Origin of the sequence: Citrobacter sp. CK189, assembly GCF_030333505.1 — a bacterium.
GTDB classification, from domain to species: Bacteria; Pseudomonadota; Gammaproteobacteria; order Enterobacterales; family Enterobacteriaceae; genus Citrobacter_B; species Citrobacter_B koseri.
This window is the reverse complement of record NZ_JAOWFV010000036.1, coordinates 281,624-306,731: the sequence shown is the minus strand read 5'-3', so window position 1 is coordinate 306,731 and position 25,108 is coordinate 281,624. Positions and strand designations below refer to the sequence as shown.

General features: G+C 54.4%; 19 protein-coding genes, 1 tRNA gene and 1 CRISPR repeat array. Of the genes, 8 read left to right on the top strand and 12 right to left on the bottom strand.

Features of this window, described 5'->3' with window-relative positions:
- The 7 genes from OGV83_RS07830 to lrp all read right to left on the bottom strand — a co-directional run.
- Nucleotides 1-614 (bottom strand): dimethylsulfoxide reductase iron-sulfur subunit DmsB (locus tag OGV83_RS07830; protein ID WP_012132456.1); only part of this gene is annotated, 614 nt, incomplete at its 3' end.
- Nucleotides 615-624: 10 nt separating this feature from the next.
- Nucleotides 625-3,069 carry a dimethylsulfoxide reductase subunit A gene (dmsA, locus tag OGV83_RS07825; RefSeq protein WP_047457787.1) on the bottom strand — a complete coding sequence of 815 codons (2,445 nt, stop codon included), beginning with the start codon at nucleotides 3,067-3,069 and terminating at the stop codon, nucleotides 625-627.
- Between the two features lie 241 nt (nucleotides 3,070-3,310).
- Nucleotides 3,311-4,603: a serine--tRNA ligase gene (serS, locus tag OGV83_RS07820; RefSeq protein WP_012133033.1), complete on the bottom strand. Its 1,293-nt coding sequence runs from the start codon at nucleotides 4,601-4,603 to the stop codon at nucleotides 3,311-3,313.
- 91 nt (nucleotides 4,604-4,694) lie between these two features.
- The gene (gene rarA, locus OGV83_RS07815) at nucleotides 4,695-6,038 is read right to left on the bottom strand and encodes a replication-associated recombination protein RarA (RefSeq protein ID WP_286463390.1); all 1,344 of its coding nucleotides are present in this window, start codon (nucleotides 6,036-6,038) and stop codon (nucleotides 4,695-4,697) included.
- Between the two features lie 10 nt (nucleotides 6,039-6,048).
- Nucleotides 6,049-6,660, bottom strand: coding sequence for an outer membrane lipoprotein periplasmic chaperone LolA (gene lolA / locus OGV83_RS07810; RefSeq protein WP_047457794.1), 612 nt, complete (start codon nucleotides 6,658-6,660; stop codon nucleotides 6,049-6,051).
- Nucleotides 6,661-6,782: 122 nt separating this feature from the next.
- Nucleotides 6,783-10,646, bottom strand: a complete 3,864-nt coding sequence (locus OGV83_RS07805) for a DNA translocase FtsK (protein ID WP_286463388.1) — start codon at nucleotides 10,644-10,646, stop codon at nucleotides 6,783-6,785.
- Between the two features lie 134 nt (nucleotides 10,647-10,780).
- Nucleotides 10,781-11,275: a leucine-responsive transcriptional regulator Lrp gene (gene lrp / locus OGV83_RS07800; protein WP_000228469.1), complete on the bottom strand. Its 495-nt coding sequence runs from the start codon at nucleotides 11,273-11,275 to the stop codon at nucleotides 10,781-10,783.
- A gap of 547 nt (nucleotides 11,276-11,822) precedes the next feature.
- Between lrp and trxB the strand changes: the two genes are divergently transcribed.
- From trxB to infA, 5 genes are all read left to right on the top strand, one after another.
- Nucleotides 11,823-12,791 carry a thioredoxin-disulfide reductase gene (trxB, locus tag OGV83_RS07795; protein ID WP_049011457.1) on the top strand — a complete coding sequence of 323 codons (969 nt, stop codon included), beginning with the start codon at nucleotides 11,823-11,825 and terminating at the stop codon, nucleotides 12,789-12,791.
- A 113-nt stretch (nucleotides 12,792-12,904) separates the two neighbouring features.
- Nucleotides 12,905-14,671, top strand: coding sequence for a heme ABC transporter permease/ATP-binding protein CydD (gene cydD, locus OGV83_RS07790; protein WP_286463386.1), 1,767 nt, complete (start codon nucleotides 12,905-12,907; stop codon nucleotides 14,669-14,671).
- The gene (gene cydC / locus OGV83_RS07785; RefSeq protein ID WP_219935686.1) at nucleotides 14,672-16,393 is read left to right on the top strand and encodes a heme ABC transporter ATP-binding protein/permease CydC; all 1,722 of its coding nucleotides are present in this window, start codon (nucleotides 14,672-14,674) and stop codon (nucleotides 16,391-16,393) included. It begins immediately after the preceding gene.
- 44 nt (nucleotides 16,394-16,437) lie between these two features.
- A complete protein-coding gene (gene aat, locus OGV83_RS07780; protein ID WP_012133041.1) occupies nucleotides 16,438-17,142 on the top strand; it encodes a leucyl/phenylalanyl-tRNA--protein transferase in 705 nt (234 codons plus the stop codon).
- A 284-nt stretch (nucleotides 17,143-17,426) separates the two neighbouring features.
- Entirely contained in the window at nucleotides 17,427-17,645 is a 219-nt protein-coding gene (gene infA, locus OGV83_RS07770; protein WP_001040187.1) for a translation initiation factor IF-1, read from the top strand.
- 140 nt (nucleotides 17,646-17,785) lie between these two features.
- Nucleotides 17,786-18,173: a CRISPR direct-repeat array (repeat unit 28 nt; unit sequence TTTCTAAGCTGCCTGTACGGCAGTGAAC).
- 145 nt (nucleotides 18,174-18,318) lie between these two features.
- On the opposite strand, the gene OGV83_RS07765 is transcribed toward infA, so the two are convergent.
- Complete coding sequence (locus OGV83_RS07765; RefSeq protein WP_200053976.1) at nucleotides 18,319-19,230, bottom strand: LysR family transcriptional regulator; 912 nt, start codon at nucleotides 19,228-19,230, stop codon at nucleotides 18,319-18,321.
- Between the two features lie 108 nt (nucleotides 19,231-19,338).
- On the opposite strand from OGV83_RS07765, the gene OGV83_RS07760 reads away from it, so the two are divergent.
- The 3 genes from OGV83_RS07760 to OGV83_RS07750 all read left to right on the top strand — a co-directional run bounded on the left by OGV83_RS07760 (nucleotide 19,339) and on the right by OGV83_RS07750 (nucleotide 21,139).
- Nucleotides 19,339-20,205 carry a pirin family protein gene (locus OGV83_RS07760; RefSeq protein ID WP_058668951.1) on the top strand — a complete coding sequence of 289 codons (867 nt, stop codon included), beginning with the start codon at nucleotides 19,339-19,341 and terminating at the stop codon, nucleotides 20,203-20,205.
- Between the two features lie 21 nt (nucleotides 20,206-20,226).
- Nucleotides 20,227-20,904, top strand: a complete 678-nt coding sequence (locus tag OGV83_RS07755; RefSeq protein WP_012133047.1) for an isochorismatase family protein — start codon at nucleotides 20,227-20,229, stop codon at nucleotides 20,902-20,904.
- A 147-nt stretch (nucleotides 20,905-21,051) separates the two neighbouring features.
- Nucleotides 21,052-21,139, top strand: a tRNA-Ser gene (locus tag OGV83_RS07750).
- Nucleotides 21,140-21,276: 137 nt separating this feature from the next.
- On the opposite strand, the gene cas6f is transcribed toward OGV83_RS07750, so the two are convergent.
- Genes cas6f through csy1 form a run of 4 tightly spaced genes read right to left on the bottom strand, consistent with a single transcriptional unit; the run spans nucleotide 21,277 to nucleotide 25,098 of the window.
- Complete coding sequence (gene cas6f, locus OGV83_RS07745) at nucleotides 21,277-21,831, bottom strand: type I-F CRISPR-associated endoribonuclease Cas6/Csy4 (protein ID WP_058668950.1); 555 nt, start codon at nucleotides 21,829-21,831, stop codon at nucleotides 21,277-21,279.
- A 9-nt stretch (nucleotides 21,832-21,840) separates the two neighbouring features.
- Complete coding sequence (gene csy3 / locus OGV83_RS07740; RefSeq protein WP_275375742.1) at nucleotides 21,841-22,842, bottom strand: type I-F CRISPR-associated protein Csy3; 1,002 nt, start codon at nucleotides 22,840-22,842, stop codon at nucleotides 21,841-21,843.
- Nucleotides 22,843-22,852: 10 nt separating this feature from the next.
- Nucleotides 22,853-23,788, bottom strand: coding sequence for a type I-F CRISPR-associated protein Csy2 (gene csy2, locus OGV83_RS07735; protein WP_115626545.1), 936 nt, complete (start codon nucleotides 23,786-23,788; stop codon nucleotides 22,853-22,855).
- Nucleotides 23,776-25,098 (bottom strand): type I-F CRISPR-associated protein Csy1, encoded by a 1,323-nt coding sequence (csy1, locus tag OGV83_RS07730; protein ID WP_286463380.1) that lies wholly within the window; start codon nucleotides 25,096-25,098, stop codon nucleotides 23,776-23,778. The genes csy2 and csy1 overlap by 13 nt, the downstream gene beginning before the upstream one ends.
- Between the last annotated feature and the right edge of the window lie 10 nt (nucleotides 25,099-25,108).

The window sequence follows — 25,108 nt, the reverse complement described above, 5'->3', positions numbered from 1 at the left end:
ACCTCCTTCGGATTTGCCAGATAACCCGTGGTATCCCCGGTCGGGCGGCTGTTGGCGTTGGGTTTAATCACAATGTTCGGTCTGGTGAAGTGCGCACCCGGCAGCGGCGCAACGGCCGCCAGCGTGCCATGTTTCTTCCGCAGCTCTTCTATCGGGCCAAAGTCCAGCGCGCGCAGCGGGCAGGACTCGACGCAGATCGGTTTTTTGCCGTCGGCAACGCGGTCATGACAGCCGTCGCATTTGGTCATGTGGCCTTTGGCGGCGTTGTACTGCGGCGCACCGTACGGGCAGGCCATATGGCAGTAGCGACAGCCGATGCAGACATCCTCATCCACCACCACAAAACCGTCCTCGCGTTTGTGCATCGCGCCACTCGGGCACACTTTCGTGCAGGCCGGGTCTTCGCAGTGGTTGCAGGAGATGGAAAGATAGTAGGCAAAGACATTCTGGTGCCAGACGCCATTGTCCTCCTGCCAGTCGCCGCCCGCATATTCATAGATGCGACGGAAGCTGACGTCCGGGGTTAAATCTTTGTAGTCTTTGCAGGCCAGTTCGCAGGTTTTGCAACCGGTGCAACGACTGGAGTCAATAAAAAATCCATATTGGGTTGTCATCGGTTACTCCTTATACCTTCTCAACCTGAACGAGGTTCGTATGGGACGGATTCCCCTTAGCGAGAGGAGAAGGACGCTGGGTCGTCAGGACGTTAATACATCCCCCCTGATCCACGCGTTTTGCATCCGGGTCATACCAGGCGCCTTCGCCCAACGCAACGACGCCCGGCATCATGCGCGGCGTCACTTTCGCCTCAATATGCAACTCGCCGCGACCGTTGAAGATACGCACTTTGTCGCCGTTGCTGATGCCGCGTTTTTGCGCGTCCATCGGGTTAATCCACATCTCCTGGCGGCAGGAAGCTTTCAGAACGTCCACGTTGCCATAGGTAGAGTGCACGCGAGATTTGTAGTGGAAGCCCGTTAATTGCAACGGATAGTCTTTGGTCAACGGATCGCTGTAGTTTTCGAAGCCCGGCGTATAGATCGGCAACGGATCGATCACATCGCCTTCCGGCAATTCCCAGGTTGCCGCAATCTCTGCCAGCGCCTGCGAATAGATCTCGATTTTGCCCGACGGCGTTGTCAGTGGGTTAGCCTGCGGATCGTCACGGAAGGCTTTATAGGCAACGTGATGACCTTCAGGGTCGCGCTGCTTAAAGATGCCCTGCTTGCGGAATGCTTCGAATGTCGGCAGTTCGGGAATCGCCTGACGCGACTGTTCGTACAGATGACGCATCCACTCTTCTTGCGTACGCCCTTCGGTAAACTGCTGCTCCACGCCGAGACGCTTCGCCAGCTCACTGGTCATCTGATAGATAGTCTTGCACTCAAAGCGCGGTTTAATGGCCTGATCGGTGAAAATAACGTAGGACATGTTCCCGCAGGAGGCATCTAGCGCGAAGTCCATCTGCTCAGAAGCGGTGCAGTCCGGCAGCAGAATATCGGCATATTTCGCTGAAGAGGTCATATGACAGTCGATAACGACGATCATTTCGCACTTCTTATCATCCTGCAAAATTTCATGCGTGCGGTTAATTTCGGAATGCTGGTTAATCAGGCAGTTACCGGCATAGTTCCAGATCATTTTGATGGGAACGTCGAGTTTATCTTTGCCGCGAACCCCGTCACGCAGCGCCGTCATTTCCGGCCCGCGCTCAATGGCATCGGTCCATAAGAACATCGAAATGCTGGTCTCGACCGGGTTTTCCAGCGTTGGCATACGCTCAAACGGCAAATCGTAAGATCCCTCACGCGCACCGCTGTTGCCGCCGTTAATGCCGACGTTGCCGGTCAGGATCGCCAGCATAGAGATTGCGCGAGTAACGATTTCGCCGTTGGCATGACGCTGCGGCCCCCAGCCCTGGCTGATGTAAGCGGGTTTGGCGCTACCGATTTCACGCGCCAGTTTTACAATGCGCGCCGCCGGGATACCGGTGATCTGCGACGCCCACTCCGGCGTCTTCGCAATACCATCTCTACCCTGTCCCAGAATATAGGCTTTGTAGTGACCATTTTTCGGCGCGCTGGCGGGTAAGGTTTTTTCGTCATAACCCACACAGTATTTGTCGAGGAACGGCTGATCGACCATATCTTCGGTGATCATGACGTATGCCAGCGCATTTACCAGCGCCGCATCCGTACCCGGGCGAATCGGAATCCACTCATCCTCACGACCCGCGCCGGTATCGGTATAACGCGGATCGATAATAATCATCCGCGCATTTGATTTTTGCCGTGCCTGTTCGAGGTAATAGGTTACCCCGCCGCCGCTCATACGGGTTTCCCCCGGATTGTTACCAAACAGCACAACCAGCTTACTATTTTCAATGTCGGAAGGACTATTACCGTCCGCCCAGCCGCCGTAGGTGTAATTTAACCCGGCGGCAATTTGCGCGGATGAGTAATCGCCGTAGTGGTTGAGGTAACCGCCGCAGCAGTTCATCAGCCGGGCAACCAGTGTTTTTCCTGGCGGCCAGGAGCGCGTCATCGTGCCGCCAAGCGTACCCGTACCATAGTTTAAATAGATGGATTCGTTGCCGTAGTCTTTGATAAGACGCTGCATATTGGTGGTGATAATGTCATAGGCTTCGTCCCAGCTGATGCGCTCAAACTTACCTTCACCACGCTTGCCAACGCGCTTCATTGGATATTTCAGACGATCGGGGTTATAAACCCGGCGGCGCATAGAACGCCCGCGCAGACAGGCGCGAATCTGATGCAGACCGTCATAGTTATCATCGCCCGTATTGTCCGTTTCAACATATTTGATTTCACCGTCCACCACATGCATGCGCAGCGGGCAGCGGCTTCCGCAGTTAACGGTGCAAGCGCTCCAGATAATTTTTTCGCTGGATGCGCTGGGGCTGATAGCGTCAGCCGCATTGGCGATCCGGGTAAATGGTAGAGTCAATGCGCTACTGGCGATTGCCAGCCCGCCTATTGCTGTCGTTTTTACCAGGCCTCGACGAGTTACCTCAGCTGCCAGTACAGCATCGGGGATATTCGTTTTCATGATGACTCACTTTGCTTGCTCACGATTGATAAAAGCCAGACACTTCGTTATGTAGTTATTTATATAACGAATAAATCGCTATATAGTTTTGTATATAATGAATATGAGAAAAATCAGCGATAAATGCTAATCTTCATTCGAAGGTAGTATTACCCCCAAAGGGGTAACCATTCTTGTCCGGTGTCAAACAGGCATAAAAAAAAGCGCCCGGAGGCGCTTTTTAAGCAGAGAGAAGCGGGGATTAGCCGATATATTCCAGTCCGTTCATATACGGACGTAATACTTCTGGAACTTCGATGCGGCCATCAGCCTGCTGGTAGTTTTCCATCACGGCAACTAAAGTACGCCCAACCGCCAGACCGGAACCGTTCAGAGTATGAACCAGACGGGTTTTCTTGTCGGACTTACTGCGGCAGCGTGCCTGCATACGACGCGCCTGGAAATCCCATACGTTCGAGCAGGAAGAGATTTCACGATAGGTGTTCTGCGCCGGGATCCATACTTCGAGATCGTAGGTTTTACATGCGCCAAAGCCCATGTCACCAGTACACAGAACGATTTTACGGTACGGCAGACCCAGCAACTGAAGCACTTTCTCAGCATGGCCGGTCATCTCTTCCAGCGCATCCATTGACTCTTCTGGACGCACAATCTGCACCATCTCAACTTTATCGAACTGGTGCATACGGATCAGACCGCGCGTGTCACGACCGTAAGAACCCGCTTCAGAACGGAAGCATGGCGTATGCGCAGTCATTTTGATCGGCAACGCATCTTCGTCGATGATTTCATCACGCACCAGGTTAGTCAGCGGCACTTCCGCCGTCGGGATCAGCGCATAGTTGCTGCTGTCAGCCTCTTCTTCCAGCGGGCGAGTATGGAACAGATCGCCCGCAAATTTCGGCAACTGCCCTGTACCGTACAGCGTGTCGTGGTTCACCAGATACGGCACGTAGTTTTCACTGTAACCATGCTGTTCAGTGTGCAGATCCAGCATGAACTGCGACAGCGCGCGGTGCATACGGGCAATCTGCCCTTTCATTACCACAAAACGGGAACCGGTCAGTTTAACCGCAGCCGCGAAGTCGAGACCGGCGTGCATTTCACCCAGCGTCACATGATCGCGGACGTCGAAATCAAACTCACGCGGGGTTCCCCAACGGCTGACTTCAACGTTGTCGTTTTCATCTTTACCTACCGGTACATCATCAGCCGGTAAGTTAGGAATGGTCAGCGCGATATCGCGAATTTCAGCCTGTAAGCTCTCCAGCTCGGCTTTTGCCGCATCCAGCTCTTCGCCCAGCTTGTTCACTTCCAGACGTAAAGGCTCGATATCTTCCCCGCGCGCTTTCGCCTGGCCGATGGATTTCGATCGAGAGTTACGCTCTGCTTGCAGGTTTTCCGTGTTGACCTGCAAAACTTTACGACGCTCTTCAAGAGCGCGCAGCTTATCTACATCCAGCTTAAAGCCCCGGCGTGCCAGTTTTTCAGCGACTGCGTCTGGCTCATTACGCAGCAGATTGGGATCGAGCATGCTTATCCTGTGCTTATCGAATTAAAATAGGAAACGTGACCACAGCCTGCAGTCACAGGGATACAGTGCCAACATTACCGCAACGATCGCGCTAACGGTAGCGTTTTGTGGGGCTATTTTGATCCTGTTCAGCCAGCCAGGCGAGCTTTTCGCCAATCTTGCCTTCAAGACCCCTGTTTGTGGGATGATAATAGCGTGTTTGCGCTATTTCCGGCGGGAAATAAACCTCGCCTGCGGCGTAGGCGTTTGGCTCATCATGCGCGTAGCGGTATTCCTGGCCATAGCCCATTTCTTTCATCAGTTTCGTCGGCGCATTGCGCAGATGCACAGGCACGTCATAATCCGGGCGTTCACGGGCATCGGCCAGCGCCGCTTTGAACGCGGTATAAACCGCGTTACTTTTCGGCGCACAGGCTAAATAAACAATCGCCTGGGCTATCGCCCGTTCCCCTTCCGCAGGGCCGACGCGGGTAAAGCAATCCCACGCAGAAATCGCCACCTGCATTGCGCGAGGATCGGCATTGCCGACGTCTTCAGAAGCAATCGCCAGGCAACGTCGGGCGACATACAGCGGGTCGCCGCCAGCGGTAATGATCCGGGCATACCAGTAAAGCGCCGCGTCCGGGGCGCTGCCACGCACCGATTTATGCAATGCGGAGATGAGATCGTAAAAGCGGTCGCCTTTATTATCAAAGCGCGCGCTGCGCTCCCCGGCGATTTCGGTCAGTAATGCGGGTAATAATACTCTCTTACCGCTGTCATCCACTTCCGCCATGTCTGCCATCATTTCCAGCGTATTTAACGCCCGACGCGCATCTCCGTTCACCAGTTCGGCGATCGCCCGGCGCGTCTCGTCCGGCAGAACGATATCCTGGCCGCCATAACCACGCGCTTTGTCATCCATCGCCTGATTCAGCACCTGCTCAATATCTTCAGTCGTTAAGGATTTGAGGAGATACACGCGGACGCGTGACAGCAAAGCCGAGTTCAGCTCGAAGGACGGGTTTTCGGTCGTCGCGCCAATAAACGTAATCGTGCCGTCTTCGATATGCGGCAGAAACGCATCCTGCTGGCTCTTGTTGAAGCGATGGACTTCATCGACAAACAGAATAGTGCGGCGCCCGGCATTACGGTTCTGGCGAGCGCGTTCAATGGCTTCACGGATCTCTTTTACGCCAGAAGTCACGGCGGAAATGCGTTCGACGTCAGCATTGGCATAGCGGGCAATCACTTCGGCCAGCGTGGTTTTGCCCGTACCGGGCGGCCCCCACAAAATCATCGAGTGCAGGTGCCCGGCCTCAATTGCACGAGGCAAAGGCTTACCCGCAGCCAGCAGATGCTGCTGACCAATATACTGCGCTAAATTTTCTGGCCGCATACGCGCGGCCAGTGGCTGAAAGGTATTATCAGAAAAATCGAGCGACAGATTGCTCACTCATGCGCCTCTACTTACGTTGGTCGTCTACCGTTACACCTTGCGGCGGAGTAAAGGTAAATTTTGATGCATCGACAGCGCTATTCTGCTGAGATTTCAGCTGATAGCTGCTGCGCTGATCGTCTTGTTCCACTGCGCTGAACTGATGAATAGTCCCGTCACGACCCACATTAATGGTGAACTGCTTCAGGTTACCGCTGCTGCTTTTTGGCGTCAGCACAAAGTCATCGCCATTTTGTTTGATGTTGTACTGCTGCCAGTCGCTGGTCTGGTTGCGGGCTATCAGCATAAACGGCGTATTGCCCGTCGCATCTTTTAACCAGGTCGCCGTTGCCTGCTCGACAAACGGGTTAAAGAACCATAGCGTTTTCCCGTCAGAGACCAGAATGCTCTCGTCGGGCTGCGTCATATGCCAGTTAAACAGATTAGGACGCTTAACCCATAAGTCGCCCTGGCCTTCCTGAACGGCGGCGCCGCTGCCGTCAGTCACTTTTTGTGTAAAGCTGGCGTGGAAGCTGCTGACTTTATCCAGACGGCTTTTCAGATCGCTGGCGGCATCCGCCCATACGCTGCTCACCACAAAGCCGGAGAGTAATGCGCAGGTGATTGCGATTTTTTTCATCATTATTCCTCAAAATACGTCACTCCCGATGGGGAGTTCCCTCTGCTCTCTATTCCAGGCCAAAAATCAGCATGAGGAAAGAAGAAAATACTGAATTCTTATTTATTTACCGATCTTTGCAATCATTCGAACGGCGGTGGCGCCAGCACCTCGCGGTTCCCGTTATGGCCTTGTTCGCTGACAATGCCCTGGGCTTCCATCTGCTCGACAATGCGCGCCGCACGGTTGTAACCGATACGGAACTGACGCTGAACGCCAGAAATGGACGCTTTGCGTTTTTCGGTCACAAAGCTCACCGCCTGATCGAATAACGGGTCCAGCTCCTCGCCGCCGTCAAAGCCGCCGCCGCCCCCTTCGCTTTCGCTATCCGAGGTGATGCCGTCAATGTATTGTGGGCGACCACGCGCTTTCCAGTCCTGCACCACCGCATGCACTTCCTGGTCGCGGACAAACGCGCCATGAACACGTACCGGCATGGTCGAGTTCGGGCCGGAATAAAGCATATCCCCCATCCCCAGCAGGGATTCCGCGCCGCCCTGATCGAGGATCGTGCGTGAGTCGATCTTACTGGATACGGTAAAGGCGATACGCGTCGGAATGTTGGCCTTAATCAGACCGGTAATAACGTCAACCGACGGGCGCTGAGTCGCCAGCACCAGGTGAATACCTGCGGCACGCGCTTTCTGCGCCAGACGCGCAATCAGCTCTTCAACTTTCTTACCGACGGTCATCATCAGATCGGCGAATTCATCGACCAGAACCACGATATACGGCAGTTTTTCCAGCACCGGATGCTGGGCATCCATGCTGTCGCCCGGCTTCCAGTACGGGTCTGGAATCGGACGCCCCATCCGTGCCGCTTCGGCAATTTTCTCGTTATAGCCTGCCAGATTACGCACGCCAAGCGCCGACATCAGCTTATAGCGGCGTTCCATTTCATTAACGCTCCAGCGCAGTGCGTTGGCGGCGTCTTTCATATCGGTAACCACTTCGGTCAGCAGATGTGGAATGCCTTCATAGACCGAAAGTTCCAGCATTTTCGGGTCAATCATGATGAAACGCACGTCTTCCGGCTGCGCTTTATACAGCATGCTGAGGATCATGGCATTGACCCCAACCGATTTACCGGAACCCGTCGTCCCCGCAACCAGCAGATGAGGCATTTTCGCCAGATCGGCCACAACCGGATCGCCAGCGATATCTTTACCCAGCACCACGGTGAGCGGCGACGGATTCTCGCGGAATTTAGCGTTATCCAGCACTTCACGCAGGTAGACGGTCTGACGTTTTTTGTTCGGCAGTTCGAGGCCCACGTAAGGCTTACCAGGGATCACTTCTACCACGCGTACCGCAACGGTTGACAGTGAACGCGCGAGATCGCGTGACAGGTTAGAAATACGCGCGGCTTTCACGCCCGGCGCCAGATTCAGCTCAAAACGGGTAATAACAGGCCCTGGGGAATAGTTCACCACGTCAGCTTTAATGCGGAAATCCGCCAGACGCGCTTCGACCAGGCGCGCCATTTGTTCCAGCGCGAAAGTATCGACCGGTTCCACTGCGCTCGGCGGCGGCGTCAGCAGATCCAGCGACGGCAACGGCGTGGTAGGTTTCTGCAACGGACGACTGTCGCCATTACGCATCAACAACGGATGGATCAGGCTTTCCTGCGGCTGTGGCGCGGCCGGTTGTTGCGGTTGTTGATACTGTTGCTGCGGCGCAACCGGCTGCTGCGGCTGCTGATACTGTTGCTGTGGCGCAACCGGCTGTTGCGGCTGCTGATACTGCTGCTGTGGCGCGACGGGCTGCTGCGGCGCAACAGGCTGCTCAGGCATCACGCCGGGAGTAAACAACGGCTCATGTGGGCCTTCATCCACCAGCGCTTTCATCGGCGAGAATTCAAAATCATTCAGCGAGAACGGATGGGCTCCCGCAGGCTGTTCCCCGGCATAGCGCTGCTGCTGTGAAGAGGCAAACTGGCGAGCCAGTTCAGCTTCTGCTGCATCCTCATCTTCTGCCTGAGGAGCGTCATGTTGATATTCGGAACCATAACGATGCTGCTGAGACCGGGCGAACTGACGTGCCAGCTCATCCTGCTGCATCTCATCAATTTCATCATCGGTATACTGCGTTTCGGCATCATACTGATGACGCCCCGCCGCACGCGCTTTCTCTTCCGCGATACGCTGAGACGGTAATTTTATGCCATACGAGGCCAGCTCACGGCGGGTCGGAACGCGAACGCGGTTAGGACGAGGCAGTTGCGGGCCAATCCCCTCTTTAACCTGCGGGCGTGGCGCACCACCGCTTACCGGGCTAAACGCAGGTGCAGCGGATGCCGCCGCCGCGCCTGCGGCCAGCGTTGCATCTTTGACGCCTGCTGCCAACGGCGCAACCGCGGCAACGGATTCAACAGGCGGCACAGAAGAAGCTGTCGGTGCCGATGGTTTAACCGGCTCCGGAGCTTTCGCTGGCTCAGGAATCGGCTGATACCATGCAGCCAGTTGCTCACGCTCACGCGCGCGTTTCTCTTCCACTTCTTCAAAGTAGTAGAGCGGCGGACGGGCGGGTTTAATTTCTTCTGCTACAGGCTCAGGCTCCACCGCAGACGGCGGCTCAACAGCAGGCTGCTGCTGGTAATACGTATCCTGAACCGGTTCCTGCGGGTAAGCCGGCTGCGGCTCGAAAGTCGGCTCGTGTTGATAAACAGGCTCTTGCGGATAAACCGGCTCAGGGTGCCAGGGTTGTTCCGCCGCAGGTTCCTGCGCTTGCGGCTCGGTCGGCGCAGGCTGCTGCCACGGTTCATGATGTGGCGCTTGCGGCTGCGCATATTGTGGTTGCGGCGGATAACTTTCCGGCGCGGGCGCAATGACCGGTTCGCCGGTTTGCGGCCCCGGCACAGGCTGCCATTCCACCACCGGTTGCGCAGGCGCGGCTTCAGCACCTGGCACCGACGGTGCAGACATAACCGGATCAACAGGCGCCGCCCAGGCTTGCGTTGCCGTTGTCGCCGCAGCAGCGGAGGCAACAGGCTCCGTGACCGAATGCCCATTCAGCAGAGGATCGTATTCCTCATATTCCGGCTGCGTCGCACGATGGCCGGAGAACAGCACATCATCAGGATCGGCAGCCACGCCACGCGCGCTGTATTCGATATCGTCTTCATCATCCATACGCTTGCCGGAGAAAAGCGCCGCATCCGTGTGTCGCCCACGCGGATTGCTGAACTTCTCTGCCAGCCGCTTACGGCGCGCCAGTGCGCCACGAAGGATGCGCGCACGTCGGGATTCGCGCTGTGCGCCCACCACTTCATCTTCTTCGTATTCGTCATCATCTTCATACTCGTCGTCATCGACCCAGGTGTCATCGCGGCGAGTACGGTTGCTGGCGAAGGTGAGAATATTCAGCAGCCAGCCACCCAGTTTTTCTGCAATGCTCACCCAGGACCAGCCGGTGAAGAGCGTCAGACCGGCTGCCCAGACGCACAGCAGCGTAATCGTTCCCCCGCTGCTGTGCAGCAGAGGCTGAAGCGTGGTGCTTAACAGGCTGCCAATGACGCCGCCGGACGCGAAGTACCAGATATCATCAGCATTAATTGCGGCTAATCCGCAGGAGGTAAGAATCAACGCCAGGACGCCGATAATACGCAGCGACACGGCAAAATAGTCGATGTAATCGTCGTTGCTCTGGTGCCGCCAGGCAAACCAGCAGCCGCCAACGATAATCACCGGGATGGTGTAGGCCATCACGCCAAAGATAAAGAACAGCGTGTCAGCCAGCCACGCGCCCGGCGCGCCGCCCAAATTATGGATAGGCTCATGCCATGCGGTTTGCGACCAACTGGGATCTGAAGGGTTAAAGCTAAGTAAGGCTGCCATCAACCAGACGGCAAAAAGGGCAATAAGGATCAGCAACGCTTCCAGAAGTCGGCGCCCGCTGCTTAACTTTTTCAATGTGACTTCTTTGTCTTCAGTGTATTCCTGGCTCAAAAAAGGCTCTCCAGGTTTCGGGCTTTTCCTGCCCGATGCTAAAACGGACAACAGCACCGGGTTGCCCCGGCACTGTTGCTGTATGGATTAACAGGAGTGTAATCAAACTACGTCGATTTTGCACCTGTTCCGTGTTAGCGCGTCTTAATTACCAGACGATTGCTCTGTTTGACTTCTTCCATTACCACGTAAGTACGTGTGTCATTCACGCCAGGCAGACGCAGCAGGGTTTCACCCAGCAGCTTACGGTACGCTGACATATCCGGCACGCGTGTTTTCAACAGGTAGTCGAAATCACCGGAAACTAAATGACACTCTTGAATTTCTTCAAGTTTTTGTACTGCGGCGTTAAATTGTTCAAACACATCTGGAGCGCCACGATTCAGAGTAATCTCAACAAAAACCAGAAGTGATGCATCCAGATAATGCGGGTTTAACAGCGCCGTATAGCCCTGAATAAAACCCTGTCTTTCCAGCCGACGGACACGCTCAAGGCAAGGCGTCGGTGAAAGTCCCACTCGTTTAGAAAGCTCGACGTTAGAAATACGCCCATCCTTTTGCAACTCATTAAGAATGTTACGATCGATACGGTCGAGATCTTTGCCAGGGCGCTTCTTGCTATCTACCATTATTATTGTCTCTCTGTATTCCTTCCCTACTCCTGCCTGACTCTACTAACATCACTGTTCAGAGTCGATGCCCATCACAATAGACCGAACCCAGAGGGATTAACGGCGCGCAATGCCAGGGCCTATGGTGAGAAGACCGTTGCCGGATGGCAGCTATCGACATCACGAATGGCGTCTGTCCACGCCATGCGTAGATTTCACTAGCCCGGTAAACATGGTGCTTATATGCATGATTATGCAGCACACACATAACACTGTTTTTTTCTTCCAGAAGATGTTTTCGCAAAACAGCAGGGGATTGTCAAAGCAAAACATCGATTTTTAGTACAACATGCCAGTTATTCATTAAGAGCGGCGCTAAATCGTCATTTTATCACCTTATAACTGGCCGATTTTAAGTAGAAAGCGTTATATCGCAGCCCTAAATCCGCCCATTCATCGGTTCCTGCTATTACACATATTGTTAACAAAATCGCTATACTCTTTTTTTACGTCTGCAAATTCCCTACAATCCTGCCCATTGTCTGCCAACAACTATGGGGATCTCATGGGCACGACCAAACACAGTAAACTGCTTATCCTGGGTTCTGGACCGGCGGGATATACCGCTGCGGTCTACGCTGCGCGCGCAAACCTGCAACCGGTTCTGGTTACCGGTATGGAGAAAGGCGGTCAACTAACCACCACGACGGAAGTGGAAAACTGGCCTGGCGATCCGAACGATCTGACCGGCCCGCTGTTGATGGAGCGCATGCACGAACATGCGACGAAATTTGATACTGAAATCATCTTCGATCACATCAATAGCGTGGATCTGCAAAACCGTCCTTTCCGTCTGACCGGCGACAGCGGCGAATACACCTGCGATGCGCTGATCATCGCAACCGGCGCTTCCGCACGCTACCTCGGCCTGCCGTCTGAAGAAGCATTTAAAGGCCGTGGCGTGTCTGCCTGCGCCACCTGCGACGGTTTCTTCTACCGCAACCAGAAGGTCGCGGTCATCGGCGGCGGCAACACGGCAGTTGAAGAAGCGTTATACCTGGCGAACATCGCCGCTGAAGTGCATTTGATTCACCGTCGCGACGGCTTCCGCGCCGAAAAAATTCTGATCAAGCGCCTGATGGATAAAGTGGAAAACGGCAACATCGTGCTGCATACCCACCGCACTCTGGAAGAGGTGACCGGCGATCAGATGGGCGTTACCGGTTTGCGTCTGCGTGATACGCAAAACCCGGACAACATCGAATCCCTTGACGTTGCAGGCCTGTTTGTCGCCATCGGCCACAGCCCGAACACCGCGATTTTTGAAGGTCAGCTTGAACTGGAAAACGGCTATATCAAAGTCCAGTCCGGCATCCACGGTAACGCCACGCAGACCAGCGTTCCCGGCGTGTTCGCCGCAGGCGACGTGATGGACCATATTTATCGTCAGGCAATCACCTCAGCGGGCACAGGTTGCATGGCGGCGCTGGACGCTGAACGCTACCTTGATGGTCTGGCTGACGCGTGCAAATAGTTTTTACAAATCAGTAACAAAAGTAAAAAAGGCGACTATAAGTCGCCTTTATTTTTGCCCCGTTGTAACATTGCCGTGCCAAAAATTCCGATAACTCACCTGCTAAGCGTGCAATGAATAAAACCCGTCAAAAAGAATTGACCCGCTGGTTAAAACAGCAAAGTGTAATTTCCCAACGTTGGCTGAACATTTCACGCCTGTTGGGTTTCGTGAGTGGCGTACTGATTGTCGCTCAGGCCTGGATCATGGCTCGCATTCTCCAGCATATGATCATGGACAATATTCCCCGCGAAGCCCTCCTGCTCCCCTTCATCGTACTGATGTTGGTGTTTGTCCTGCGCGCCTGGGTGGTCTGGCTGCGCGAGCGGGTGGGTTTTCATGCCGGGCAGCATATCCGATTTGAGATCCGCCGCCAGGTGCTGGATCGCCTGCAACAGGCAGGGCCAGCCTGGATTCAGGGTAAACCGGCTGGTAGCTGGGCGACGCTGGTGCTGGAGCAGATTGACGATATGCATGATTACTATGCCCGCTATCTGCCGCAAATGGCGCTTGCTGTCTGCGTTCCCCTGTTGATTGTGGCGGCGATTTTCCCGTCAAACTGGGCCGCCGCGCTGATTTTGCTCGGCACCGCACCGCTGATCCCATTATTTATGGCGATGGTGGGAATGGGCGCCGCCGACGCTAACCGCCGTAATTTCCAGGCGCTTGCCCGCCTGAGCGGGCATTTCCTCGACCGCTTACGCGGAATGGAGACGCTGCGCATCTTCGGGCGCGGTGAAGCAGAAACGGAAAGCATTCGTGTCGCTTCACAAGATTTTCGCCAGCGCACAATGGAAGTCCTGCGTCTCGCCTTTTTATCCTCCGGGGTACTGGAGTTCTTCACGTCGCTGTCCATTGCGCTGGTCGCGGTTTATTTCGGTTTCTCCTACCTCGGCGAACTTAATTTCGGCCATTACGGGACGGGCGTCACGCTTGCCGCCGGCTTCCTGGCGCTGATTCTGGCGCCGGAGTTTTTCCAGCCACTGCGCGATCTGGGCACCTTTTACCATGCCAAAGCGCAGGCGGTAGGTGCGGCTGACAGCCTGAAAACCTTTATGGAAACACCTCTCGCTCACCCGGAACGCGGTGATGTCGAACTTTCCGGGAAAGAACCGGTAACCCTTGAAGCGCAGGATCTGATAATTACCTCGCCGGAAGGTAAAACGCTTGTCGGACCGCTGAATTTCACACTGGCCGCAGGTCAGCGCGCCGTACTGGTTGGCCGCAGCGGTTCAGGAAAGAGTTCGCTGTTAAACGCGCTGTCAGGCTTTCTCTCTTATCAGGGTTCCCTGTGCATTAACGGCGTTGAACTTCGTGATTTATCCCCGGAATCCTGGCGAAAACATCTCTCCTGGGTGGGGCAAAACCCACAATTACCGGCTGGCACGCTCCGTGAAAACGTCCTGCTTGCCCACCCGGATGCCAGTGAGCAAGCGCTACAGGCGGCTCTCGACAGCGCCTGGGTCAGTGAGTTTTTACCTCTGTTGCCGCAAGGCGTAGACACGCCAACTGGCGATCACGCTGGTCGCCTTTCCGTCGGTCAGGCGCAGCGGGTTGCGGTTGCCCGCGCCCTGCTGAATCCCTGCAAATTGTTGTTGCTGGATGAACCCGCCGCCAGTCTGGATGCCCACAGCGAACAGCGTGTAATGCAGGCGCTGAATGCCGCATCAAAACGCCAGACCACGCTGATGGTAACGCATCAGTTAGAAGATCTTGCCGACTGGGACGTGATCTGGGTTATGCAGGACGGGCAAATCATCGAGCAAGGTGATTATGCCCAACTCAGCAGCGCCAACGGCGCGTTTGCGACACTATTGGCTCATCGTCAGGAGGACATTTAAATGCGTGCCTTGCTACCGTATCTGACGCTGTATAAACGTCATAAGTGGATGTTAACGCTCGGTATTATCCTGGCCATCGTCACGCTACTGGCCAGTATCGGTTTGCTGACGCTCTCTGGCTGGTTCCTCTCCGCCTCAGCCGTAGTCGGTGTGGCGGGTATCTATAGCTTTAACTACATGCTGCCGGCTGCTGGCGTGCGCGGTGCGGCGATCACCCGTACTGCGGGCCGGTATTTCGAGCGTCTGGTCAGCCATGACGCCACCTTCCGCGTATTGCAACATTTGCGTATTCATACGTTCAGCAAGCTGCTGCCGCTCTCCCCTGCTGGTCTTGCCCGCTATCGTCAGGGCGAGCTGCTGAACCGCGTCGTCGCCGATGTCGATACGCTGGATCACCTCTACCTGCGCGTTATTTCTCCGCTGGTTGGCGCGTTTGTGGTGATTATGGTGGTCACGCTGGGGCTGAGTGTTCTCGATTTCACCCTCGCGATTACGCTGGGTGGCATTATGCTGCTGACGCTGTTTATTATGCCTCCGCTCTTCTATCGCGCCGGAAAAAGCACCGGGCAGAACTTAACCCATTTACGCGGTCAGTATCGCCAGCAGTTAACCGCCTGGCTACAGGGTCAGGCGGAACTGACAATATTTGGCGCCAGCTCGCGCTATCGGGCACAAATGGAAGCCACGGAATTACAGTGGCATGAAGCCCAGCGACGTCAGTCTGAATTAACGGCGCTATCCCAGGCCTTAATGCTGCTGATTGGCGCACTGGCGGTAATGCTAATGTTATGGATGGCTTCCGGCGGCGTCGGCAATAACAGCCAGCCTGGCGCGCTGATAGCACTGTTTGTCTTTTGCGCACTGGCGGCATTTGAAGCGCTTGCCCCCGTTACCGGCGCGTTTCAACATCTTGGCCAGGTCATCGCCTCTGCGCTGCGTATTACCGAACTGACCGAGCAGCAGCCTGAAGTGACATTCCCGGATGGCGAAGCAGCGGCTCCCCGGCAGGTAACGCTGACGCTGCGTGACGTTTCATTCAGTTACCCGGAGCAGCCACAAAAGGCGCTGGATGCCCTTTCTCTGCAAGTCGCGCCTGGAGAACATATCGCTATTCTCGGACGTACCGGCTGCGGGAAATCGACATTGCTGCAACTGCTCACCCGCGCCTGGGACCCGCAGAGCGGCGATATTCTGCTTAACGATCAACCAATTTCAACGCTGGATGAAGCGGCCCTGCGTCGCACCATTAGCGTGGTGTCGCAGCGAGTACACCTGTTCAGCGCCACATTGCGTGACAACCTGCTGCTGGCAGCGCCAGACGCAAACGACGATACGCTCTCAGAGATGCTGCGCCGTGTCGGGCTGGAAAAGCTGCTGGAGGATGGCGGACTTAACAGCTGGCTAGGCGAAGGCGGACGTCAGCTGTCAGGCGGCGAGCTTCGTCGTCTGGCTATCGCCCGTGCCCTGCTGCACGATGCGCCGCTCATGCTGCTCGATGAACCCACTGAAGGGCTGGACGCGACAACCGAAAGCCAGATGCTTGAATTGCTGGCAGAGGTTATGCGCGGGAAAACCGTTTTAATGGTCACGCACCGTCTGCGCGGGCTGTCGCGTTTTGATCAAATAATAGTGATGGACAACGGGCAAATTATTGAGCAAGGTAATCACGCAGATCTGTTAGCCAGGCAGGGTCGTTATTACCAGTTTAAGCAACGTCTGTAAGCTATTATTGAACGATCCGACTTGCGTACTGGAGTTCTGCGGTCATGCGCCTGGTTCAGCTTTCTCGCCACTCAATCGCCTTCCCCTCGCCGGAAGGCGCGTTACGTGAACCCAATGGTTTATTGGCGCTTGGTGGCGATCTCAGCCCTGCCCGCTTATTGATGGCCTATCAGCGGGGTATTTTCCCGTGGTTTTCACCGGGCGACCCGATTCTTTGGTGGTCACCCGATCCTCGCGCTATTTTGCAGCCTGAAACATTACACATCAGCCGCAGCATGAAGCGTTTTCACAAACGATCGCCCTATCGCGTCACGCTTAATTATGCGTTTGGTCAGGTTATTGAAGGCTGCGCCAACGATCGTGACGAAGGAACCTGGATCACGCGCGATGTGGTGGAAGCGTATCACCGCTTACATGAGCTGGGGCATGCGCATTCCATCGAAGTATGGCGACACAACGCGCTCGTCGGCGGCATGTATGGCGTTTCGCAAGGCACCCTGTTTTGCGGCGAATCGATGTTCAGTCGCCAGGAGAACGCCTCCAAAACCGCGCTGCTTGTTTTTTGCGCTGAATTTATTCGTCAGGGTGGAAAATTAATCGACTGCCAGGTGCTGAATAGCCACACGGCATCGCTTGGCGCTGTCGAAATTCCCCGCAGGCAATACCTTGAGCATCTGGGATCATTACGGCAACAGCGGTTACCGGGTCATTTCTGGGTGCCGCGCACGTTATTTTCGCCTCAGGCGTGAATGTTTTCGGCACATTTTTTGTCAGGGTGTTATAATTGTGCCGCAGAGCAGGTTATGCCCATTACCCCGCCGCCGTTAAGGAACCGTTCGCGTCAGGTAACGCCCATCGTTTATCTCATCGCTCCCTTATACGTTGCGCTTCAAGTGCGGCTTTGCCGTGTTTTTCGGAGTAATGCGCCAAACCTGATTTGCTGCGTTTTAAACGCGCAAATCTTTACTTATTTAAAGAACTTCGGCATTATCTTGCCGGTTCAAATTACGGTAGTGATACCCCAGAGGATTAGATGGCCAAAGAAGACAATATTGAAATGCAGGGTACCGTTCTCGAAACGTTACCTAATACCATGTTCCGCGTAGAATTAGAAAACGGTCACGTGGTTACTGCACACATCTCCGGTAAAATGCGTAAAAACTACATCCGCATCCTGACGGGCGACAAAGTGACTGTTGAACTGACCCCGTACGACCTGAGCAAAGGCCGCATTGTCTTCCGTAGTCGCTGATTGTTTTCACGCCCGGGTGGCGTAAAGATAAAAAAAGGTCGGTTTATCCGGCCTTTTTGTTGTCCCTTTCCTGCATGAATACCGTTGATGCGAATTAACGTTATTTTTATTCCCCGCAGCGTCCCTTCCTTCTACATTCAATACTGAACTGCCTGTACGGCAGTGAACAAACCCAACCTCGATTTTCCCACACTCAATTCTTTCTAAGCTGCCTGTACGGCAGTGAACCTGGATCGTCAATGCTCAGCCGGGAATGGGCTTTTCTAAGCTGCCTGTACGGCAGTGAACTTGAGTGCCCGTTTTCAAGCGGTACGGAATAATTTCTAAGCTGCCTGTACGGCAGTGAACGCTACGCTTCCTCCTGTGGCGGCTACATAAAATTTCTAAGCTGCCTGTACGGCAGTGAACCTTACCGTTGGACGCTCCCAGCAAAGGCGTCATTTCTAAGCTGCCTGTACGGCAGTGAACACATCGCCTGAAGGGAGTTCGCATCACTGAACTTTCTAAGCTGCCTGTACGGCAGTGAACAGGAATAATATCAGACAATCACGTTGATTTATTGAAGAAAAACGCAACTTCTTCCTGTCAGCCCCTTTTTCACTCAGGTCGTATATATAAAATAAAATCAATAAGTTAGTAACATGAAACAAAAAAGGGTATATTGCGCTCTGTTTTAATCTTCCACCATCCGCGCATACTCTTCTGTCAAAAAATCCACCAGCGCGCGTACGGACGGCAACAATCCACGGCGGGACGGAAATACCGCATGAATTACCTCTCTTCTGGGTTCCCATCCTTCCAGCAAGGCAATCAGCTCCCCCGCAGCCAGTTGGTCTTTCACCATTAAAACAGGTAACTGAACGAGGCCGACGCCCGCAACGGCCGCTTCACGCAGCGCCAGCATGTCTGTGGTGATCAAACGCGGTGTAAAGTGAACTTCAGCGCGCGCGCCCTGCGGACCAAAGAGTTCCCAGCGGTGGATATGTTTACCTGAAGCCAGGCTCAGTCCGGGCCAGTGATGCAGTTCTGCTGGCGAAGAAGGATTCCCCATACGCTGTACCAACGCCGGGCTGGCAAACAAACGGTGCCCCCTGTCCGCCAGCACGCGCATCACCAGATCGCTGTCTTCAAAAGGACGCGGCCGGACGCGAATTGCAACGTCAATGCCCTCGCCAACCACGTCAACACGGCGGTTGGTTGCTTCAAGTTGTAACGACACATCGGGATAACGCGCCATAAACTTCGCCAGCATTGGGCCGATATGTACATGTAGCAACGTCACTGGACATGTCAGTTTTACAATGCCGCGCGGTTCGACCTGTAAGGCGGCTATCGCATCCTGCGCCGCCTGTGCTTCCACCAGCATTGCCTTACAATGTTCATAAAAGGTCTGCCCGACTTCAGTGACATTAAATTGCCGCGTGGTTCGTTGAATAAGGCGAACGCCCAGCCGTTCCTCCAGTTGCGCAATACGTCGGCTAAGCTTTGACTTTGGTTCATCCAGCGCTCGCCCTGCCGCCGCAAATCCCCCCTCCTCGACGACATGAACAAACCACGCAAAATCATTGAGATCCGGTTTTGTCATTACATTGTCCTGTTTATAGAACGGTAAGGTCTATTTTAGCGACTACTCAGATCATTGTCATAGATATAAGCTTATTTACATCAAGACAACGCCACCGAGGAGACCACCATGAAACAGATTACAGGCGTCTATACCGCACCTCGCCCGCACTGGGTTGGCGATGGATTTCCGGTTCGTTCGCTATTCTCTTATCAGTCCCATGCAGAGCAGTTAAGTCCGTTCCTGCTGCTGGACTATGCCGGGCCGCATACCTTTGCCCCTGGCGCCGAAAACGAAAAACGTGGAGTGGGAGAACACCCGCATCGCGGCTTTGAAACCGTCACGATTGTTTACAGCGGCGAAGTTGAGCACCGCGATTCAACAGGCCGCGGCGGCGTCATCGGCCCTGGCGATGTGCAGTGGATGACCGCAGGCGCAGGCATTTTGCATGAAGAGTTTCATTCTTCAGCCTTTACCCAACAGGGAGGCGAGCTGGAAATGGTGCAGCTGTGGGTGAACCTGCCCGCGAAAGACAAAATGGCGGTGCCGGGTTATCAAAGCATCAGCAGCGATCTCATCCCTGCCGTAACGCTGCCTGACGAAGCCGGAACCGCGCGCATTATTGCGGGCCGCTATCAGGATGTGAAAGGCCCGGCGCATACCTTCTCACCGTTGAATGTCTGGGATATGCGCCTGCAACGCGATCGTCATCTTACGCTGCCCGTCGCTGAAGGGTGGAGCACCGCGCTGGTCGTCCTGAAAGGAAGTATTACGGTGAATGGCACAACACCAGTAAATGAAGCGCAACTGGTGGTGTTAAGCCAGGAAGGTGAAAACCTGTATCTCGAAGCCAGTAGCGATGCCAGCGTTCTGCTGTTGTCGGGCGAGCCGCTGAATGAGCCCATTGTCGGTTACGGCCCATTTGTCATGAACACAAAACAAGAAATCGCAGAAGCCGTACGCGATTTCAACTCCGGCCGTTTTGGCCAAATCTGAAAACATTGAGGAGTACACAATATGTCCAGTCCTGCTAATTTTAATGGTTTGCGCCCGGTAATTGACGTTAACGATTCCGTTATGCTGTTAATCGACCACCAGAGCGGGCTTTTCCAGACCGTTGGCGATATGCCGATGCCTGAATTGCGCGCCCGTGCGGCCGCGCTGGCCAAAATGGCAACCTTGTCGAAGATGCCGGTCATTACGACGGCATCTGTACCGCAGGGACCGAACGGCCCGCTGATCCCGGAGATCCACGCCAATGCACCGCACGCGCAGTATATTGCCCGTAAAGGCGAGATCAACGCCTGGGATAACGCTGATTTCGTCCAGGCGGTAAAAGCGACCGGCCGTAAAACGCTGATCATCGCCGGTACGATTACCAGCGTTTGCATGGCATTCCCGGCGATTAGCGCAGTCGCGGAAGGTTATAAAGTGTTTGCTGTCATTGATGCTTCCGGCACCTACAGCAAAATGGCCCAGGAAATCACGCTGGCACGCGTTGTTCAGGCGGGCGTCGTACCGATGGATACCGCCGCAGTGGCTTCCGAGTTGCAGGGCACCTGGAACCGTGAAGACGCAGCTGAGTGGGCTGAGGTCTACACCAAAGTGTTCCCGGCGTATCAGTTGCTGATCGAGAGTTACAGCAAAGCGCAGGAAGTGGTGAAAAACGGTGAGATACTGGATTCACAGCGCTAATCGTATTCCCTGCTCCCCCAGGGCAGGGAATATGTTCATTGCGTAACCAAACGATAATTAAAGCGTAAATTCTGCTTGACCGTTTTGGCGCAACTCCCTATAGTAGCGCCCCGTTGCCCCCCAAGCGGTCAGGCAGCAATACAATATGGTGAGGTGTCCGAGTGGCTGAAGGAGCACGCCTGGAAAGTGTGTATACGGCAACGTATCGGGGGTTCGAATCCCCCCCTCACCGCCATATTCAGAAAAAGAGCTCGTACGAAAGTACGGGCTTTTTTTTCGCATTTTGCACATCGCCGGATGGCGGCGCTCGCGCCTTATCCGGCCTACGAGTGGCGCTCTGTAGGCCTGATAAGCGAAGCGCCATCAGGCTTCTCAGAACCAGGGAATGGTCGCCGTAGAACTTAATCCATAGCTTGTGAATGTCCCGCTAACAGGTTCAGAACGCAGTTCACCGTGGCGAATAAACACTCGAAATTGTTGCTGATTCGACAAGCTTTTAACGTTCAGGTAAGGCAAATCGCTATGCTGTTCGGTTGACTCCACCAGGCGCTGCTGCGCCTGCTCCTCCGTTAACCATCCCTTCCTGACGGAACGCCGCAATAACCGTTGTGGGCTGCTTTTCACCTGCACCCGACTCACCGTGCGCCAGCCTTTTACAGCCGGAACAGGCGTTATCGCCATACACTGGCAATAATCATTCAGCCCCTTACGCCATGAACCGGCCTCAAGTTCCTGTAACGCCGATAACGAACCATGAAGACGCAAGCACGATCCTGGCGTCACGCCAAACTGGGGGAAGCTAACGCCAATATCCCCCTTTCCCCTTGCGCCTAACGCACGATGCAGTTTGGCAAATAACGCCGCCATCAGCATTTCAGTATTAAATTCGGGGTCTGGCAGGACACGGAGATCAAGATAGTGATCCATCATCGCTCCTTATTCGCTTTTCTCACCAAATACGCCGCCGCGAACCAGTACCGCCATCACATAATGCTGCTGAGCGACATCCGGTTTCATACCCTTAGTGACCCAGTTATCCAGTAAGGTATAAAAATCCATTTTATCCTTCGGCTGGCGACACGCTACGCCACGACTGGTTACTGAGCCATAGGGTTCTACCGCAATCGCGCCCAATTCTTCTACTTTTGGGTGCCACGTATCGACGGTACGCAAAGCGTTGCCGATTTTCTGCGAGTGAATGCCCGCAACACCACTGACCTGGTATAACACCCTGCTTTTACTGCTGTTACTGTCCAGCACCAGTTCCTGCGAAGGAAAAACCTCCTGCCCGGCGCCCAGACGCACCTGCGCTTCGACAGTCAGCATGACCCATTCCTGACCGCTTAATCCTTTTTCGATTATCGCCGCCAGTTGGCTCAGCGAAGCATCTTCCTGCTTAAACTCACGCAGGGAATAGTTGTGACTGTTAAAAATCCATTCCTGCCCACTGGCCGCGACATTCACCTGGATCTGCTCAGCGCCAATGCGGTTGCGCCACAGGAAACGTCCGTTCGCCAGATTCGTGGCGTACCTGCGCGCCAGTTCACCAAATCCATACTCATTGATATAGCCATCAATAACCTGCTGAAGCGCATCCTGGTATGCCATATCATTACATACCGATGGCGTAGATAAATTACCCAACACGCGCAGCGTAAACACCACTTTCAAGGTGTCGGCATCTGCCGGTAAGGCCGCAATATCCACACGTTGCAGGTTCGCTTTTTGAATTTCCGCATCCAGCTTCGCCGGATCGCTGGAAATCGCATTTTTCAGCCGATTGGAAATCGTTCCTCGAACCGCCTTTTCCTGAATTTCAATCGGTTGCCAATGATCGCTTTGCCAGTTACCCGCATACATCATCGCATCGGACGTAGCGAGTTTGCGCTCAAATGCCAGTACAGAAGCGGTTTTTACAGATACAGGAGCCTTTGCCATAGTCATGTCCTTATTCTAAATCGTCGTCTTCGTTAAACGTAAAGTCGTCTGCGACAGGCATTGCAGAGCAATAGTAGCCCGTGTCGGTTGTGCGGTAGCGCCAGAGAAGCGGCTGAATATCCGTAACACGATGCAACCCACGCCATTCTCCTACGCCATACACCGCCTCGGTAAACGCAAACGGCGTCGAATTATCGCGCGCACTGGCAACCTCTCCGGGGGAATAAAGCGGAGAAATACGCTGATAGCCGCACATCAGCGGCACCAGATAACCAGGCATCGGCTTAGGCTGATATTCCCATTGAGCGTTGTCCCCCTCTTCCGGTGGTATAGCGCGGTACTGGATTGCGGCAAAATCTAACCAGGCATCCAGTAATGTGCTTTCCGGCTGTTGTTGCCGACGCTGGTGATAATGCGTTGTCAGCCATTCGCTGCGGTCGCAAAGAGCAAAACCCGGCATCAGCCGCCAGAGGATCTGACGGAGCTGTTTTTCATCATCCGGCGCAGGAAATACCTGCGGATCGCGCAGACTGACAATACTTCCGCCCGCCAGCTTTTGACTCTGACACAGCATTTTCAACCGCGAACAAAACGCCTCTTTGCCGTATTCGCCATTCACGATTTCACCCTGGCACTCAATCACCAGGGAGACGGTAAGGTGCATTCTCCCTTCTTCATTGAACGAGGCCGTTTTCCCTTCTTTAGTCAAAGGGTTACGCGTAAGCGCAAACTGATAGTCACGCCCCGAGGAATATGCCTGAACATGAGAATGATGGCTGATCACCGCGCAGCCATCAAAATGCACGCCATGCGTGGCGCGCACTTTACGGGAAAGCGCATGCACGTACCCCAGGAAATGGCTTATCGCCGGAAAACCCCAGGTTAACCCGGCAACGGCATTCGCATTTTCAATACGGATATGGGGCAATAAAATCAGATAACGCATTTCAGCGCCTCCCGCAAAATCGCTTCCATTTCCCGCATCCGCTGGCGAAACAGCGATTGCGTCCGCCATTCCCGGCGCTCAACAAGCCCCACATCCAGACGCGCCTTATTCAGCCGATAGTTCAGCCAGCGTGCGAAATCATCCGCAACGCTTATTTGCCAGTCGTCTTTGTCACGTTCAAGACGGAAAGTTTCATCCGTCTGGCCGCGCCAGGGATCGAGCCACAGCTGCTGATGGAGGGGGAGATCGGTATTATTTCGCGTCCAGCCTTGCCAGGACGCCTGCTGGAAAGTGGCGGCATGCATGAAAAGAAGGTCGATAAGCTCATCAACATACGCTGCTCGCGCATTGCGAATAGCGTGATTATTCTTCTCAGTATTTTCTTTCAGCAGAAACACCATACGGGAAACAATACCTGACGCGGCCCGATTAAACGCGCCGCGCAACGCAAAGAGATTGCGCATATTTTGCGGTGCTTTATCCAGATTCAACCATTGAGGCGGCTGCGACGGCAGCAGCCAGATACGCCCACCGCGCGCGCTGTTCAACGCAGAAATATTCTGTGGCTTGGTACCGCCAAAATGCATTTCAGCCATGTCTGGATAACGAACATCGGGCTGCGGATGCCATTTACCCGCTTTGCGCGCATCGCGTACCGCTTTCGCCTCTTCTCCAAAGCGAGATGCGACGAGTTTTTCATGCAACACCTGCGCCAGCGAGGTAGCAAACAACGGACACAACAGATGGTAATCATTGTCTACGGGGAAATAGACCTGTTTAGCGAGTTTATGCGATGTCGGCTGAGTGGGCGTTAACGCACGATTAAACCCTTCCACCCACTGCGTCAGTTGAGCGTCATTCTCAGCAAAAGCGTGAAGCGGTTGATGTTCACCCCGTTTCAGGCAGGCCAACAGCGAGTCATCCTCGACGTCGGTTTGTAACAATTTCGCGACGTCAAGCGCGGCGGCGTTTCCAACGGCATCCGTCGGGAGGTTCTTAAGCGACGCAGTGCTTAAATACCCCTCTTCACCCACGGTATCGCGATATATGCTGCTGCTTTTTGAATCCCCGTGGGTAAATTTAGCTGCATGCGTCACCAGGCTAATTTGCCCTGCTCGCCTTGCCGCATCCGTCAACCAATTTTGCGGTTGATAGCGTGCCTCAAGCGTCTGACGTTCCAGGGCGATGGTACTGGCATCTTCTCCCTGCGCCAGTCGCTTTGCAGCCTCTTTTTCAAAGGCTTCCAGCTTTGGCTGCCTTCGCGAGGCAATGTAATCGGTAATAAAATGGGTCAGTGCTTCGGTTGTCATAACTGCTCCC